This is a genomic window from Corynebacterium pseudopelargi (genome assembly GCF_003814005.1).
In the GTDB taxonomy this organism is placed as follows: Bacteria; Actinomycetota; Actinomycetes; order Mycobacteriales; family Mycobacteriaceae; genus Corynebacterium; species Corynebacterium pseudopelargi.
Map to the genome: position 1 here is coordinate 653993 of NZ_CP033898.1, position 13196 is coordinate 667188.

12 protein-coding genes are annotated in these 13196 nt (G+C 58.4%); 7 read left to right on the top strand and 5 right to left on the bottom strand.

Features of this window, described 5'->3' with window-relative positions; translation table 11 throughout:
* Positions 1-12: 12 nt before the first annotated feature.
* Positions 13-1137, bottom strand: coding sequence for a MalY/PatB family protein (locus CPPEL_RS03175; protein ID WP_123959780.1), 1125 nt, complete (start codon positions 1135-1137; stop codon positions 13-15).
* A 105-nt stretch (positions 1138-1242) separates the two neighbouring features.
* A complete protein-coding gene (locus CPPEL_RS03180) occupies positions 1243-3108 on the bottom strand; it encodes an ABC transporter ATP-binding protein (protein WP_123959781.1) in 1866 nt (621 codons plus the stop codon).
* 364 nt (positions 3109-3472) lie between these two features.
* Between CPPEL_RS03180 and CPPEL_RS03185 the strand changes: the two genes are divergently transcribed.
* From CPPEL_RS03185 to idi, 4 genes are all read left to right on the top strand, one after another.
* The gene (locus tag CPPEL_RS03185; protein WP_123959782.1) at positions 3473-3979 is read left to right on the top strand and encodes a hypothetical protein; all 507 of its coding nucleotides are present in this window, start codon (positions 3473-3475) and stop codon (positions 3977-3979) included.
* Positions 3980-4557: 578 nt separating this feature from the next.
* Positions 4558-5274 carry a hypothetical protein gene (locus tag CPPEL_RS03190; RefSeq protein WP_123959783.1) on the top strand — a complete coding sequence of 239 codons (717 nt, stop codon included), beginning with the start codon at positions 4558-4560 and terminating at the stop codon, positions 5272-5274.
* The gene (locus CPPEL_RS11320; RefSeq protein WP_123959784.1) at positions 5271-6959 is read left to right on the top strand and encodes a hypothetical protein; all 1689 of its coding nucleotides are present in this window, start codon (positions 5271-5273) and stop codon (positions 6957-6959) included. The genes CPPEL_RS03190 and CPPEL_RS11320 overlap by 4 nt, the downstream gene beginning before the upstream one ends.
* Positions 6960-6991: 32 nt before the next feature.
* Positions 6992-7555, top strand: a complete 564-nt coding sequence (idi, locus tag CPPEL_RS03200; protein ID WP_123959785.1) for an isopentenyl-diphosphate Delta-isomerase — start codon at positions 6992-6994, stop codon at positions 7553-7555.
* A 3-nt stretch (positions 7556-7558) separates the two neighbouring features.
* Here the strand turns inward: idi and CPPEL_RS03205 are convergent, their stop codons facing one another.
* Entirely contained in the window at positions 7559-8590 is a 1032-nt protein-coding gene (locus CPPEL_RS03205; RefSeq protein ID WP_123959786.1) for a phosphotransferase, read from the bottom strand.
* A complete protein-coding gene (locus CPPEL_RS03210) occupies positions 8587-9921 on the bottom strand; it encodes a carboxylesterase family protein (RefSeq protein WP_164470367.1) in 1335 nt (444 codons plus the stop codon). Before CPPEL_RS03210 ends, CPPEL_RS03205 begins: the two co-directional genes overlap by 4 nt.
* Before the next feature lie 124 nt (positions 9922-10045).
* Here CPPEL_RS03210 and CPPEL_RS03215 point away from each other — a divergent pair, with 124 nt between their 5' ends.
* Entirely contained in the window at positions 10046-10318 is a 273-nt protein-coding gene (locus CPPEL_RS03215; RefSeq protein ID WP_164470323.1) for a hypothetical protein, read from the top strand.
* The gene (locus CPPEL_RS11130) at positions 10305-10445 is read left to right on the top strand and encodes a hypothetical protein (protein WP_164470368.1); all 141 of its coding nucleotides are present in this window, start codon (positions 10305-10307) and stop codon (positions 10443-10445) included. The genes CPPEL_RS03215 and CPPEL_RS11130 overlap by 14 nt, the downstream gene beginning before the upstream one ends.
* A 131-nt stretch (positions 10446-10576) precedes the next feature.
* On the opposite strand, the gene malQ is transcribed toward CPPEL_RS11130, so the two are convergent.
* Positions 10577-12805 carry a 4-alpha-glucanotransferase gene (malQ, locus tag CPPEL_RS03220; RefSeq protein ID WP_123959788.1) on the bottom strand — a complete coding sequence of 743 codons (2229 nt, stop codon included), beginning with the start codon at positions 12803-12805 and terminating at the stop codon, positions 10577-10579.
* Positions 12806-12863: 58 nt separating this feature from the next.
* Here malQ and CPPEL_RS11205 point away from each other — a divergent pair, with 58 nt between their 5' ends.
* Positions 12864-13094, top strand: coding sequence for a hypothetical protein (locus CPPEL_RS11205; protein ID WP_123959789.1), 231 nt, complete (start codon positions 12864-12866; stop codon positions 13092-13094).
* Positions 13095-13196 lie beyond the last annotated feature (102 nt).

A 13196-nucleotide genomic window follows, 5' to 3' on the forward strand; every position in this document is an offset into this window, starting at 1 on the left:
AGAACATGCGATCTATGAACGCTGATCCAAAGCCTTGGCCATGCGCTCGAGTGCAGTTTCGAGAATCTCGCGAGAGGTAGCGAAATTAAGGCGCGCGTAGCCGCGGCCGAGTTCGCCAAACATGGTGCCCTCGTTGAGCGCTACGCGAGCGTGCTCGAGGAAGAACGCCGCCGGCTGCTCTAGACCACAATCGCGGAAGTCGATCCACAGCAAGTAGGTGGCATCAATGTTGCGAACCTTCGCGCCGGGCAGGCGCTTCGGAATCTCGCGGACAAGGAAGTCGCGGTTGGCTTGAAGATACGCCAGTTCTTCATCTAAGAATTCGCGTCCCTTGGAATAGGCAACTTCGGCGGCGAGCAAACCGAGGGTGGAAACGCCATCTTTGGTCACAGGGCTGAGCTGCTCCCAGCGCTGCACATCTTCAGGGTTGCTGAAAATAATTTGGGCGCACTTTAAGCCAGCGGTATTCCAAGCCTTGGAGGTAGCCGTGATGGTGATGCATTGCTTGGCTGCCAGTTCGGAAATCCCGGCGGCAACGATGTGGGTGTCTTCGTAGACGAGGGGCGCGTGGATTTCGTCGACAAGCAAACGAACATCATTGGCAGCGGCGAGTTCCACGATGCGCTCGAGCTCTTCGCGGCTGAAGGTAAAACCGAGCGGATTATAAGGGTTGCACAGCAGCATCGAACCGGCCGCTTTGAAAGCGCGCTCGAGTTCATCGAAGTCAAGGCCGTTGCTGACATCCAAGAAAATGCCCTCGCGATCAGTGGCGTCGAGCACCTGGAAGAACGGCGGGTAGGCGGGAACGGGCACGACCACCTTGGAGCCCGGTTGGCTAAATTCCTGGATGCCGATATACAAACCGCGCACCACATCAGGCAGCGGGAAGATCCACTCCGGGCGCGCAGGGAAACCATAACGATCCTGGTAGAACTGCGCGCAGGCCTGCTGCAAGCCCTCGGCCGATGGGGGATAGCCAAAGCGTTCTTCTTCCACAGCGGTGCGCAAAGCCTGGTGGATTTCAGGGCAGGTGGCGAAGTCAGATTCGGCCACCCACAAAGGGATCACATCCTCGTCGTGGCGAGTCCATTTCATGGTGTGGCGGGCACGGAGACGTTCATATTCGGGAAAATCCATACCCTCCAAGGTAGCCAAAGCCACCCCAAGAGGTTTCACTAGCTCGTTCAAGCCGTGAGGTGCAGGCCGTGGAGCCAGCGATGCGCCAAAGCAGCCGGCGTGCGATCAGGCCTGGAAGCCGAAAGCCTTGAGGCGTTCGCGAGATACTTCGTTGCTATTGGCGGTCAGTTCGAGCAGCTCGGCGTAGATGCCACCAGAGGTGGCCAGATCGGCTGGGGCGCCAATTTCGTCAATGCGGCCGTTCTTCAGCGTGACAATGGTGTCTACATCGGCGATGGTGGAAAGGCGGTGCGCGATGATGATGGTGGTGCGACCTTGCATCAGTTCATCCAAACCGGCTTGGACTGCGAGCTCGCTTTTGGTGTCGAGCGCTGAGGTGGCCTCGTCAAGCACGAGCACGGGGGCGTCTTTGAGCATGGCGCGGGCAACGGCAACGCGTTGTTTTTGGCCACCGGAAAGACGCAAACCACGCTCGCCAATGACGGTGTCGTAACCATCGGGGAATGCAGAGATGAAGTCGTGGGCGTTGGCGCGCTTGGCCACGGCGATGATTTCTTCATCGCTGGCATCGGGGCGTGCGTACGCGATGTTTTCGCGGATTGTGCCCGAAAAGAGGCTGGATTCCTGGAACACCACACCAACAGAGGCACGCAATTGCTCGGCGGAGACTTCGCTGATGTCGCGGCCGCATAAAGAAAGGTGGCCGTGGGTTGGGCGATAAAGGCCAAGCAGCAAATTAATCATGGTGGTTTTGCCGCCGCCGGATTCGCCCACCAAGGCGATGCGCTCGCCTGCTGCTGCGCGCAGGGAAATGTCTTTGAGCACCGGTTCGCCCTCGGAGTACTCAAAATAGACGTGATCGAATTGCACCGCCGGGACTTTGGCCTCGCTGTGCGGCGATGAGGGCAGGGCAAGGGGAGCGACGTGGGCGTCGACAAGCTCGGGCACATCATCGGTATGGGTAGCGGCGGCGATCTCGGGATTCACCGTGGCCTCGAGTTCCAAATCCATGACCTCGAAGTAGTCCTTCGAACCGGCGATGGCGCGCTGAGTGGTATCAACAACCCAGCTCATCATGGTCATGGGCATGCGAGCCATATTGACCAACTGGATCAGCAACACCATGTCGCCGATGGTGAAATAACCGTGCAAAGTGCGAAGAAACAGCGTGAGATAAATGCCGAAGAAGATCAGATTCATCGACGCCCCACGCAAGGTATCCATGAAATGCCACCAAGAAGACTGCCGCCTAGTCAAAGTGACCGTCTCACGGAAACGCCCAGCAAAGCTGCTGAGCTCGCGCACCTCCGCAACGAAACTTTTGACCACCTTCACCTGGCCGACGACCTCGGCAAAACGACCGCCCGCCAAGTCGATCTGACGGTTTTTCTGCCCCTCGATCTTCTGCCAACGCTTAGAAGTCAGCGAAGTCAGCCACATATAAATCGGAATGATCACTGCCAACAACACAGCCAGCGGCCAATAGTAACTAGCCGAAACACCCAACACCGCCACCATGGTGATGATCATGGGGAAGAAATTATTCGCCACCGCCTGCAGCGCCTGCGTAATCGAAGTGATCGAACGATCAAGCCGAGCAATGATGGTGCCAGTGACCTGATCATCAAAATAGCGCTGAGGCATGCCCAACAGCTTGGCAAAGTAGCGAGTAGAAAGAATCTGCCGCAAACGAGCAGCCATCACATCACCGATATAGCCACCAATGTTGTTAAACAACGTATTGGCAAACTGCACCGCCAACAGCGCAAGCGCCAACCAAATCACATGAGTGCTCACATCAGAAGCATCAACCTCGCCAGTAGTGGCAGCGACGATAGTATCCGTGGCGTTTTTAATGATGAAAGGAGTAAGCAGCGCCAGCACCGAAACCAGCACCGCATTGAGCACCACGCCAAGATAAAAAGGCCAGAGCACCCAGGCAGAGCGCAAAATTTTGCCGATTGCTTGCATAAGGAGGCTCCTTCGGTTGTGTTTCGGTTGCGTATCTGTTGCGTTTCGGTTGTGGCTTCTTAGAAGCAGCGCCGCACGTTGCGGTCGCTCGGTCGTAGCGGTTGCTGCCGCCGTAGCGGTCGCCCAGTCGCTGCCTCGCCCAGTCGCTGCCGCCGTAGCGCTCGCTTTGACGTTGCGGACGCTCGCTTTGACACTGCGCTCGACCACAAGGGCGTCGGCCAGCCCCAAACGCTGCGAACGATTAGAAAACCGGCTCATCTTTACACAAATTGCGGCAAATGGCACTTTGGGATTGTTTGTCGAATCAATTCAGGCGCTAGAGTTGCAGGTGTTGATGCACGCGAAGAACTGCGAGGAATACGTCTTGAAAAGCACACAGTTGCTCAAAGCTACGTCCGCTGCGGCGTTGCTGTCGTTGGCTTTAGTTGCCTGCGGTGGTTCGGAGACGGATGACGCTGCGGCGTCGATTAGCGCTAATGCGCCGGCTACTCCGGAGTTTGAGGCGAAGGACGTAGACGTTACAACGGTTGATGTTTCCCGCGACGCTGAGCACGACGATGGCCTGAACACCACCGTTCGTTTGCAGAGCGCGAATTACAACAGCCAGGGTGGAGGCTCGGTGATTTATGTGTTGCTCACCAACGACAATGATGCCCCGCTGCCTGCCGACGCATTCTCCGATCCCACTTTGACCGTCAATGGGGAAAGCATCGATCGGGTAGAAAACGGCACCGTTGATCTTGAGCTTCCGCTTGAGGCTCACGCTTCTACCAACCTCGCTTATGCTTTCGATGTGAATTTCGGCAATTTAAGCGATGCTGAATTCCAGATCGGCAACCTGAAGTTCAAGGGCAACTTCACCAATATCTAAGCTTTTGCAGTCCCGTCGCGGGGGTGGCTCGCGGCGGGGCTTTTGCATGCCTTGAGCTGTATCAATGCGTCATTCTGTGCTGGCGCGGGGGTGGGCCGAGGAAATGAGGTGGGATCCTCGGGCTGCGTTTTTACGTCAAACATATAGTGAGCACGGTTGCGACACCGCTTGAAGCAACCGCAGCCTGAGCCCAAGGAGACCACCGAGGCCTTCACGGCAGGTGGTTCGGGGGCGTCGAAAAAGTGGGGCAGCTTGGGGGAGCTGCAGGGGGCTTTTCGACGGGGCCGCTGCGGGGTGTTCGCAGCCGTGCTTCCTTTTGGGGCAAGGTTTTTAGCTTTTCGACGCCACCGCACCCACCCCCTCTGCCATCCACCCTTCTTAGCGCCGATATGCAGCAGGTGTGCTGTTCGTGGGTGCTGTGTTGGCAATCATGACGTCACTGCTTGGCTAGCCCCTCGGGGGTAGTGCTTTAGAAAAACTTTTGGATTTGAGGGAACCGTTCGCCCGGAATTTCGTCTAACAGAAGTAGCAGGGTTTTCTGCCCTGCCGACATTGTTGAATACGGAAGGAAACCTCCCGTGCAGAAATTGGGTCTACATAACGGCAACACGCAACCTGCCTTCTATGCCCGGCGAAGCTTATGGAGTCTTGGTTGCCTGGCTTTCATGCTCACCAGTTGCGCTTTGGGTGCAGGAGGAGGAGCAGGAACAGAAACCTCAAGCGGCAGTGTCGCTAAGGGGCTGCAAGGTGTTGGCGATGATCGTGCTGGCGGTACTGATGGGCAAGCAGGCGAATTTACGGCTGATGGTAAAAGAATTTATCTCGGGGAAGTTTTTGCGCCCAACGTAAATGAGACTGACTTCTTTGACGTGTGCAGTGCGGTGCCAGAGTCCTTGTTGCAGGAATACAAGCTCACGTTGGCTCCAGAAGAAATGCAACACCCGTCGCATAACCCGGCCAGGGGAGTGGCGATGTGTAGCTATTTCATGGGAGGACCAGGGCCTGATCCTATTGGGACTTTGAGCTTCATGTCGACGCTTCAAAGCAATGAAGTTCGCGAGGCCTTTGCCAGGGAAGAGTTCTTCCAGTTCCATGATGATGCGCTTCCGGATGCCAGGTATTTCGGAGATCCGGTGGACTTCGAATCGATGTGTGAAGTATCTGTTGATACCTCGCGGGGGAGAATTGCAGTTTCTGGAAGTTATGGGATTTTCAATACTGAGCTAGAAAAGCAATGCCGGCAGAATGCGGGAATCCTGCACCAGATTATTGCCATCTCGAAGGGGGACCAATGAAGGTTCAATTCAGTTCGTCGCAGCTTGCTTCCACCGCAGCGGCGCTTCAGACAATCACAGCATCATCATTTTTATCGACCACTATTTCAAGCGCCGCACCGGCGCTCGCCACGTTCTCACCTGTGTCTGGCCTTGATCAGCTTGGTGCCCAGCATGCGCTGGTGTTGGCAGGAGCACCGGGCTCCGCGGCGAGCGTCGCTAAGTCACTTTCACACCAGGTGGCCTGGCTATATGAGGCGCTTAAAGCAACCGCAAGTAGCCTGGGCATGCAAAATGACTTCGTTCAGCGCGCAATGGACGTTGCAGATGAGGGCGGCTATGTGGGGGACATGGCCGCCCTTTTTCCTATGCGTCCTATCCCAACCATTCCGGGTTTTTCTTTCGCGCCTCCGGTGATGGTGCCAGCTACGAGTGTTGAGCAGCTCGTTGCACAATTTAACGCCACGAACGAGGCTGGCGGCCTTGAAGGGGCAAGGCAGTGGACGCAGCTCGGTGCGGCCGCGGCAAGCCTGGCCACATCGCTTGAGTCGGTCGCAGCCCAATTGCTGGCCACGACTGAAGGCATCGCCTTTGATCGTGCTGCGGCAAAGATCAGTGAGGTGGCCGCAACAGCAGGCAACTTTGCGGCCAACTGTGAGGTGATGGCTGCAAGTGTGAGCTCGATGGTGGGCATCCACCAACGCCACCTGCCCCAGGTATTAGCTGCGCAGGCACAGGTGCAGGCAGCGAGTGATCCTCGGGCCAAGATGCTCGCAGAACAATCTGCCCTAGCGCAGCTCAACCCAGCTATTGCTGCTGATCTTCCTACTGGTATGCCCATGATCCGTAGTTTGGTGGCACCCGCAGTGGCGGGGCTTGGTGGAGGCCTGGCTCGCACGGGCATGGGGGTGATTCCTGGGAAAGGAAAGCTCAATACCGCAGGTTTGGGCGCAACGGGTACACCTTCTGAGCCATTGCGTGCGTCGGTGCACACGCCTGGTGGCAGTTTCGAGGCAGTGGCTACCGGTGCAAGTGAGGCGAGTCCGCAGGTGCTTGGTGATGCCGCCACCACCCAAGCCTCCGTTGCCCAAGCACCTGGGCAATTTGCGCAGGCGAGCGCCCAGCAACTCGGTGCGGGCGCTGGGCAACCAGCACCACTTTCGGCCGCCTCGCAGCCTTCTTCGCACAGTCCTGGTGCCCCTATCGCGGGGTTGGGCACCCCGGTGCATCAGCAATCGCTGGCAACAGGTGCGCCGTCTTCGCAGGGCAGTGTGAGCGGCGCGCACACTTCGCGTCGCGCGAAACACGCCGGCGCTGCCGCCTTGGGAGCCCTGGCTACTGGTGGGGCGGCGATGGGGATGGGCGGGCTTGGTGGCTCAGGCTTGGCACACGCTGGTGGCTATCCCGGCGGTGCGGCCGGCAATGCTGGTGGCATGCGTGGTATGGCAGGGCCTTCTGCTGCTACCGCACCCAATGGCCTTGCGGGCGCCGGGGGTGCTGGCGGTGGGGCGTCGACAAGCGCGATGCGTGGAAGCACTGGCGGTCTTGCGCCGATGATGGGGGCGCAGCCAGGTGGGCGTGAGCGCAAGAACACCAAGGTAAAAGGCATTACTCAAGCGGTGGAAAAGAACCACAACCTGAAAATGCTGCTTGGGCAGCAGGAACCGGTGGTGCCGCGGGCGATTGGGGCGTGGGTTCGCCAATAACGTCGCGGCCGAGGCGGTGTTAGGATCCTCGCATGCATGCAGAGGAATTGGTCGTACTTGCTAACTCTGAAGGCAAGCCCACCGGCACCGCCTTAAAAGCCACCGTCCACAGCACCGAAACACCCCTGCACCTGGCTTTTTCCTGCTATGTGCTCAACGGCGAGGGGCAACTTTTGCTCACCCGCCGCGCCTTAGCCAAAAAGACCTGGCCTGGGGTGTGGACCAATTCCGCTTGCGGGCACCTCGCGCCACAAGAAAGCGCCGCCGAGGCCGTGGCACGCCGGGTGCCCTTCGAGCTGGGAATCCCACAAAGCCAGCTTTTCGACGTCACCTGCGTGCTTCCTGACTTCCGCTACAAAGCGGTAGACGCCAGCGGCATTGTCGAGTGGGAAATTTGTCCCGTGTTCATCGCCCGCACGAACGCCACCGTGGCGCCCGAACGCGAAGAAGTAGCCGAGCTGCACTGGACAAGCCCAGCCCAACTCATCGCAGCGGTAGACGCAACACCTTTCGCCTTTAGCCCCTGGATGGTCGAACAGCTCGGGCATGCAGAGCTTCGCCAAGCGCTTCTTAGCCAAAGCGAGCAGCAACGCTAGGCACTAGAACAACGCATCTGCAAACAACGCATCAGCATCACGTAACGGCACTGCCACCCAATCGGGGCGGTGCCGTTTTTCGTATGCCACTTCATAGGCAAAGCGATCCACCACGCAGGCGTGCACGAGAATTTCGTCAATGCGACCGTACGCCGCGAGCAATTCGCTGGGATAATCCAGGCCGGCGTAGTGGAAGGATCGAATAAGCCCCGCCAGGTCATAGGCCACAGGTAACAGCGCGGTGCGTTGGCTGAGGCTTTGGTCGGGCTCGCCTTCAAAGTCCACAACATGCCACCCATTGGCCCAGAGCACCTGCCCAAGGTGTAAATCACCGTGGATGCGTTGGGTGGCGATGCTGCCTTCGAGTGCATCGAAGCTTGCGTGTATGCGCTCGGCATAGGGGCGAAGCTCGGGGGCTTGGGCTATGTGTGCTTCGGCGCGGGCGTGCATGTGTTGGGCAAGTTCGCGCCCTGCCACCGTGCTGGTGGGAAGCTTTGTTCTGAGGTCGTGGTGGATGTCTTTGAGGGCGCGGCCCATGTCTGCGCTGTGATCGAGCAGCAGCGCGCGTTTGTGTGAGGTGCCAAGGCTCCAGGCATCGGTGGCGTTGGGGATAAATTGCGTGGCCACCGCCAGTGTGTAGTTTTGGCCTGCGATCTCGATGCTCACATGCGCCTGGTAGGCGGGCACATGCGCGCGCACTACTTGAGGAATCTCCACATCAGGATGCACCCCTGGGCTAATACTGCGATAAAACTTCCACATGCTCGCCGCGGTATGCAGCGAGGCATTGGTTTGCTGCCCGCTTATTGCCTCAAGCTGCTCCATTGCCTTGTCGACGACCCGCCTATCGCCATGAAACTGTATCGCCGGGTGCTCACGCCACGCACGCAACAAGCCCTGGACGTATGCGGGCTGCTGAAAACAGTCATGCTGCCCGGCGCGAAGCGTTTGTTCATATTGGGCGTGCTGCTTTGAGCCAGGTGCTGCTTGAAGCGCCCACTGCGCCTTGCCGATGGCGATATGTATGCTGCTCATGGGGTGCTAAAGCCTGCGCGCAGATGGGCAAAAGGATCACGGCTGATCGACTCTGCGCCCGTTGCCACATTCAATGCGAGCGTCTCGCGGTGCTCTGGGTAGCTTGGCCAATCGGGCAGGTGGCCGTGCAGAAAATCTTGCACAATCTGGGCAACTCTTGCGGTGGTGTGCTCGGCTGGGTGCTCAATATGTTCTGCAGTGCCAGGTTCGACATAGGCTTCGCTTTGCAGCACCCAAGGAATATCGCAGCAATGCACCGCGGGTTGCTCATTGCTTCCCGTGTAATGGATCACCCAGGTACGGGGTTGGGCTGCAGCGGCGATGTGGTCAACTTGGCGTCGAATAGCTGAATCGCCAACGACCTTGGCCATGAAGCGTGCTTCTTCTGCTTCGTGCTCTACGTAATTGGCGTTGGCGTGAAAGTGCCGCGCCACGAGCGGGCGTAAGGCTTTGGGCAGGCGCGCGTCGATGCGAGCGGTGCGTCGAGAAGCAAACCACTCCTGCTCAGTGCAGCTCAGAATCAGCGGCACGTCGGCCAGCTCTGCGCCATCAAGGCCAGTAGGTCCCATGGCCAGGTCGGTGGGAACGTAGCGCTTGTACTTGCGATAGCCGCGGCTTAACTTATCGGCAGAAAGCTTACTTAAACTTTTGCGGGTAATCGCGCGGCCAAGCGCGAAACGCAGCCTGGGTTTGTGCTGCTCAAAGCTCTTGCGGGCAAACGCAGGCGATAACGCTATCGCGCGACGAAACGTGCCTTTGTAATGGTCTTTCCTACACAGCCACAACGCGATGGTGGCGCCGGCGGACTGCCCAATGAGCGTGACATTGGTGGGGTCACCGCCGAAGGCCTCGGCATTGCCCTGGAGCCAATCTAGTGCAGTCTGGCAGTCGCTAATACCCCGGTAGGAATCGGGCTCATCTTCAGGAAAACGCGCGAAGCCATACACGCCGAGGCGGTAGTCGATGCTCACCATCATCACCCGCTGCGCTGCGAGCCCGCCGCCATGAAACCAGTGCTCATTGCGCCAACCGGAATCAAAACCGCCGCCGTGGATAAAGGCGACGATGGGAAGATCCTCGCCAAGCTCGGCATCTGCCGGAATGCTCACCCTCAACAGCAAGGGGCATTGATCAGGCCTGCCAACGTGTTGGGAGATCTCTGTGCGCATCGTGGGGGCATCAAAGGGTTGCTCCACGCTGGCGTAGGCGATGTGATCAAAAATGGCCACATCCGCCTCGGCTTGATCGCGAGATGGCTCAATATAGCCATGAAAGCGTTGGCCGCGGGCGTTCGTACCTGGTGATTGGCAAGGTTTCGCATTGGTGCTCACGGCATCGATGCTACCGCGCGGGCAGGTAGCGTTTGCGGCGCTAGGATAGCTAGCGAGATACACAAAAGCGTGCGCACGCATTGAAGAAGCGGGCGTAACAGCGAGGCATCTAAAGGAGGTTGCTATGTGGGAATGGCTCACTGACCTGGGCGATCGCACCGCACAGTTTTTAACAACCTCTCCGCTGTGGTTGCAGGTGACCTTAGTGATCGCCGTGGCCGTGCCCCTATGCGCGGTGTTGGCATTGCTGTGGCTGCGAGTGGTAGACCGTGTGGGCTCTTTGCTTGCACGGGGTGGTGCTAGAGCACGGGCGCGGGCACAGGCTAAGGTTAGTCTGGATCGAATGACTCGCAACGATGCAGAAAGAGTGGCCTCGGCTAAACATGGCGAACCCTGAGGAATTGCGCAAGCAGGATCAAAAGCGCGCACAAGGCCAGCGCAAATACCCACAGTCGCGTGTGCGCCAAGCCCTATACCTGCTGCTTGCGTTGATGATATTGGCCTGGCTTATCTCTGCAATGTAACTGCCTTTTAAGGTTTACCCCCGGCAGTGAACTTTGACTGGGGCAGCGCGCGGCTGTGCGACGTTGCCTCCCCACACCACCCGAGCGCCCTGCTACCGCATTAGGTAGCAGGAAATGGCCAAGTTGGTTGCTTATCGACGAGAAGCCCTCGCTACCTGCTGGTACAGCGGGTAGGTTTGAAGATCTTCAATGAGTACCGCCTGGCCATCGCCATCGCATAGGGGAATGCACCAGTTGGGGTACTGGTCTTTTGTTGTACCGGGCTGATTTTGAGCCCTGGTATCACCAACCATGTCCACCAAAGACACACAGCTCAGTGCGGATGGGGTGTGCGCGATAAAGCGGTAGAGCCCCTCGATGAGGGTGTGGAGGTCGCCGCGTTGCTCGCGCTCAAGGCCATGGAAGTGCTCGGGCACCCGGCCTGCCTGAGCGCTCGGAGCAGCAGCATCTTCGGCATGCTCGGCGTTTTCGGCGTTTTCGGCTCGGAAGCCGCCTTGTTCGGCTACTCGCTCTAATACTTGCGCCTGCCAGTGCAGATCTTGGGCATGCTCGGTTGCCACATCGGATTCGAGTAGGCCTAAGCGGTGACGTAGCTCAATGTGCTCGCCGCCGAGATACCCAGCCGTAGGTGGCAGGTCGTGGGTGTTAACGGAGGTGAGGGCGAGCTGGCGATAGTGCTCCTGGCGCAGCGGATTGCCCTCCCAGTCGCTTTCAAACCACACAATGGAGGTGCCCATCACGCCGCGGTCTGCTAAGTATTCCTGCACCCAAGGCTCGAAGGTGCCCAGATCTTCGCCAATAACCACAGCACCTGCGCGCTCGGCTTCGAGGGCCAAAATACCGATGAGCGCCTGGTGGTCGTAGCGCACATAGGTGCCGGTGGTGGGTGCTTGGCCGCGGGGGATCCAAAAGAGGCGGAACAGCCCAAGGATGTGGTCAATACGGATGCCACCGGAGTGCCTAAGTACTGTGCGCAACAAATCGCGCCAGGGAATATAGCCAGCTTCTGCCAGCTTTTCTGGGTGCCATGGTGGCTGGGACCAGTCTTGTCCCTGGTGGTTATAGGCATCCGGTGGTGCACCCACCGAGGCCTGTTGGACGAGCACATCTGCCAAATTGTGGGCGTCGGCACCGCCGGGGTGAATACCCACGGCAAGATCGGCCATGATGCCGATGCGCATGCCGGCGTCGGTGGCTGCTGATTGAGCGGCGCCAAGTTGTTGCTCGCAGATCCACTGCAGCCACATATAAAACTCGGCCAGCTCATCAATGTCTGGGGCTTGGGCGTGATTGCCATCGACACCGAGTTCTTCGGCTTCGCGCTTAGCGCACCAGGTGGCAAAGTGCTGAAGCCCTTCGCCTTCGCGGGCGATAAAGTCACGGAAGTCTTGTTCGCGGGCCTGCTCGCGGCCGGCCGCGAAGATTTCTCGAAGCACCTGAAGCTTCGTGGCGTAAATATCGTCGCGGCGAATCTGTGCCGCGGTGGTGTTGAGGGTTTGGAAATCCGCGCCGATTTCTTCAATCTCCTCGCGGGTGGCCTCATCTAAGGTGAGCAGCTCGGGAATCTGATCAATGTCGATATAGATGGGGTTGATAAAGCGCCTGGACGTAGGCAAATAGGGTGAGTCTTCTACTGGCGGGTAGGGCTCGGCTGCGTGCAGGGGATTAATCAACAGGAAGTCGAAGCCATCCTCGGCCACGGTTGCGGCAAGCCTGCCAAGGTCGCTGAAATCACCCATGCCCCAGGAGTGCTTGGAACGGACTGAATACAGTTGCGCCATCACGCCGGCGGCCGGGCGCTCAACAAAGGCATCTGAAGTAGGAATCCGGTGCGGGGTAACGACAAGGAAGCCGCTGGAGGTGAAGTCGTCGGATTCTAAGGTCAGCGTGTGCCAACCCAGGGGCAGATCCTCGGGCAAACGGAACGAGGCCTCGCCCCACACCACGCCGTCGATCTCGCGGGGCTGGGTCCAGTTTTCTACCTGCTCTGCTTCGCATACGCTGCCATCTTCGAGCGTGACGTTCACCCGGGCGCTCGCGCCATCATGGACATGGACATGCACCACATAGGGATAGCCATGGGTGGCTACCACGCATGGGGGCAGCGGCCGGCTAAAACGATCTGCCTCTACCCGCGCAAGTGCTGCCTCGAGGGCTTCTTGGCTGGGGTTTTCCGCCTCTACGGCAAAGACCGAATCCTGCCAGCCTTCTGGCTCGTTGCCAAAGTGCACACCGTAGGCGCGCAGGGTTTTCAGCAGCGTGTCTTCACTCACGTGCACGGTTTGGCCAGCGGTGTCTTGATAAGACCACGCAATGTTGTGGGCATCGGCCAGGGCTCGCAGCGTATCCATGTATGTCACAAGGCAACATTGTGCCATGTCAGCCCGGAAGTGTCGGAAGTGCAGCACACGATTGGCTGTGAAAAACGGCTACTTCTTCAATGCGTGCGTACACGGTGGTGCTTTTTGGCAGCAAAACCAAGGTACAAACCAAGCCAGAAACCAAGCCAGAAACCAAGCCACAAACCAAGACAAAACCAATGCGAAACTAAAACGCGGTACCCTCGGACAAAACGCTGCTTTTTGCCTCAAGTTTTTTCCTTGGGGCAGCCAGGAGGCCCAACAACGCTTAAAGGCGCATCGAGCTTAAAGGCGCACCAAAAACCGATGCGCACTCATAGCCAAGGCGTGGCAACGCTGAGGGCGCATTGTTGAGTGGGTCCTGGTGGGGCAGTGATTGTTTTGAAAAGAC

What these genes read in the sequence shown, in the direction of transcription:
- CPPEL_RS11320 (WP_123959784.1), top strand. Translation starts at nt 5,271, where the DNA reads ATGAAGGTTCAATTCAGTTCGTCGCAGCTTGCTTCCACCGCAGCGGCG.
- CPPEL_RS03215 (WP_164470323.1), top strand. Translation starts at nt 10,046, where the DNA reads ATGTGGGAATGGCTCACTGACCTGGGCGATCGCACCGCACAGTTTTTA.
- CPPEL_RS03205 (WP_123959786.1), bottom strand. Translation starts at nt 8,590, where the DNA reads ATGAGCAGCATACATATCGCCATCGGCAAGGCGCAGTGGGCGCTTCAA.
- CPPEL_RS03180 (WP_123959781.1), bottom strand. Translation starts at nt 3,108, where the DNA reads ATGCAAGCAATCGGCAAAATTTTGCGCTCTGCCTGGGTGCTCTGGCCT.
- idi (WP_123959785.1), top strand. Translation starts at nt 6,992, where the DNA reads ATGCATGCAGAGGAATTGGTCGTACTTGCTAACTCTGAAGGCAAGCCC.
- CPPEL_RS03175 (WP_123959780.1), bottom strand. Translation starts at nt 1,137, where the DNA reads ATGGATTTTCCCGAATATGAACGTCTCCGTGCCCGCCACACCATGAAA.
- CPPEL_RS11130 (WP_164470368.1), top strand. Translation starts at nt 10,305, where the DNA reads ATGGCGAACCCTGAGGAATTGCGCAAGCAGGATCAAAAGCGCGCACAA.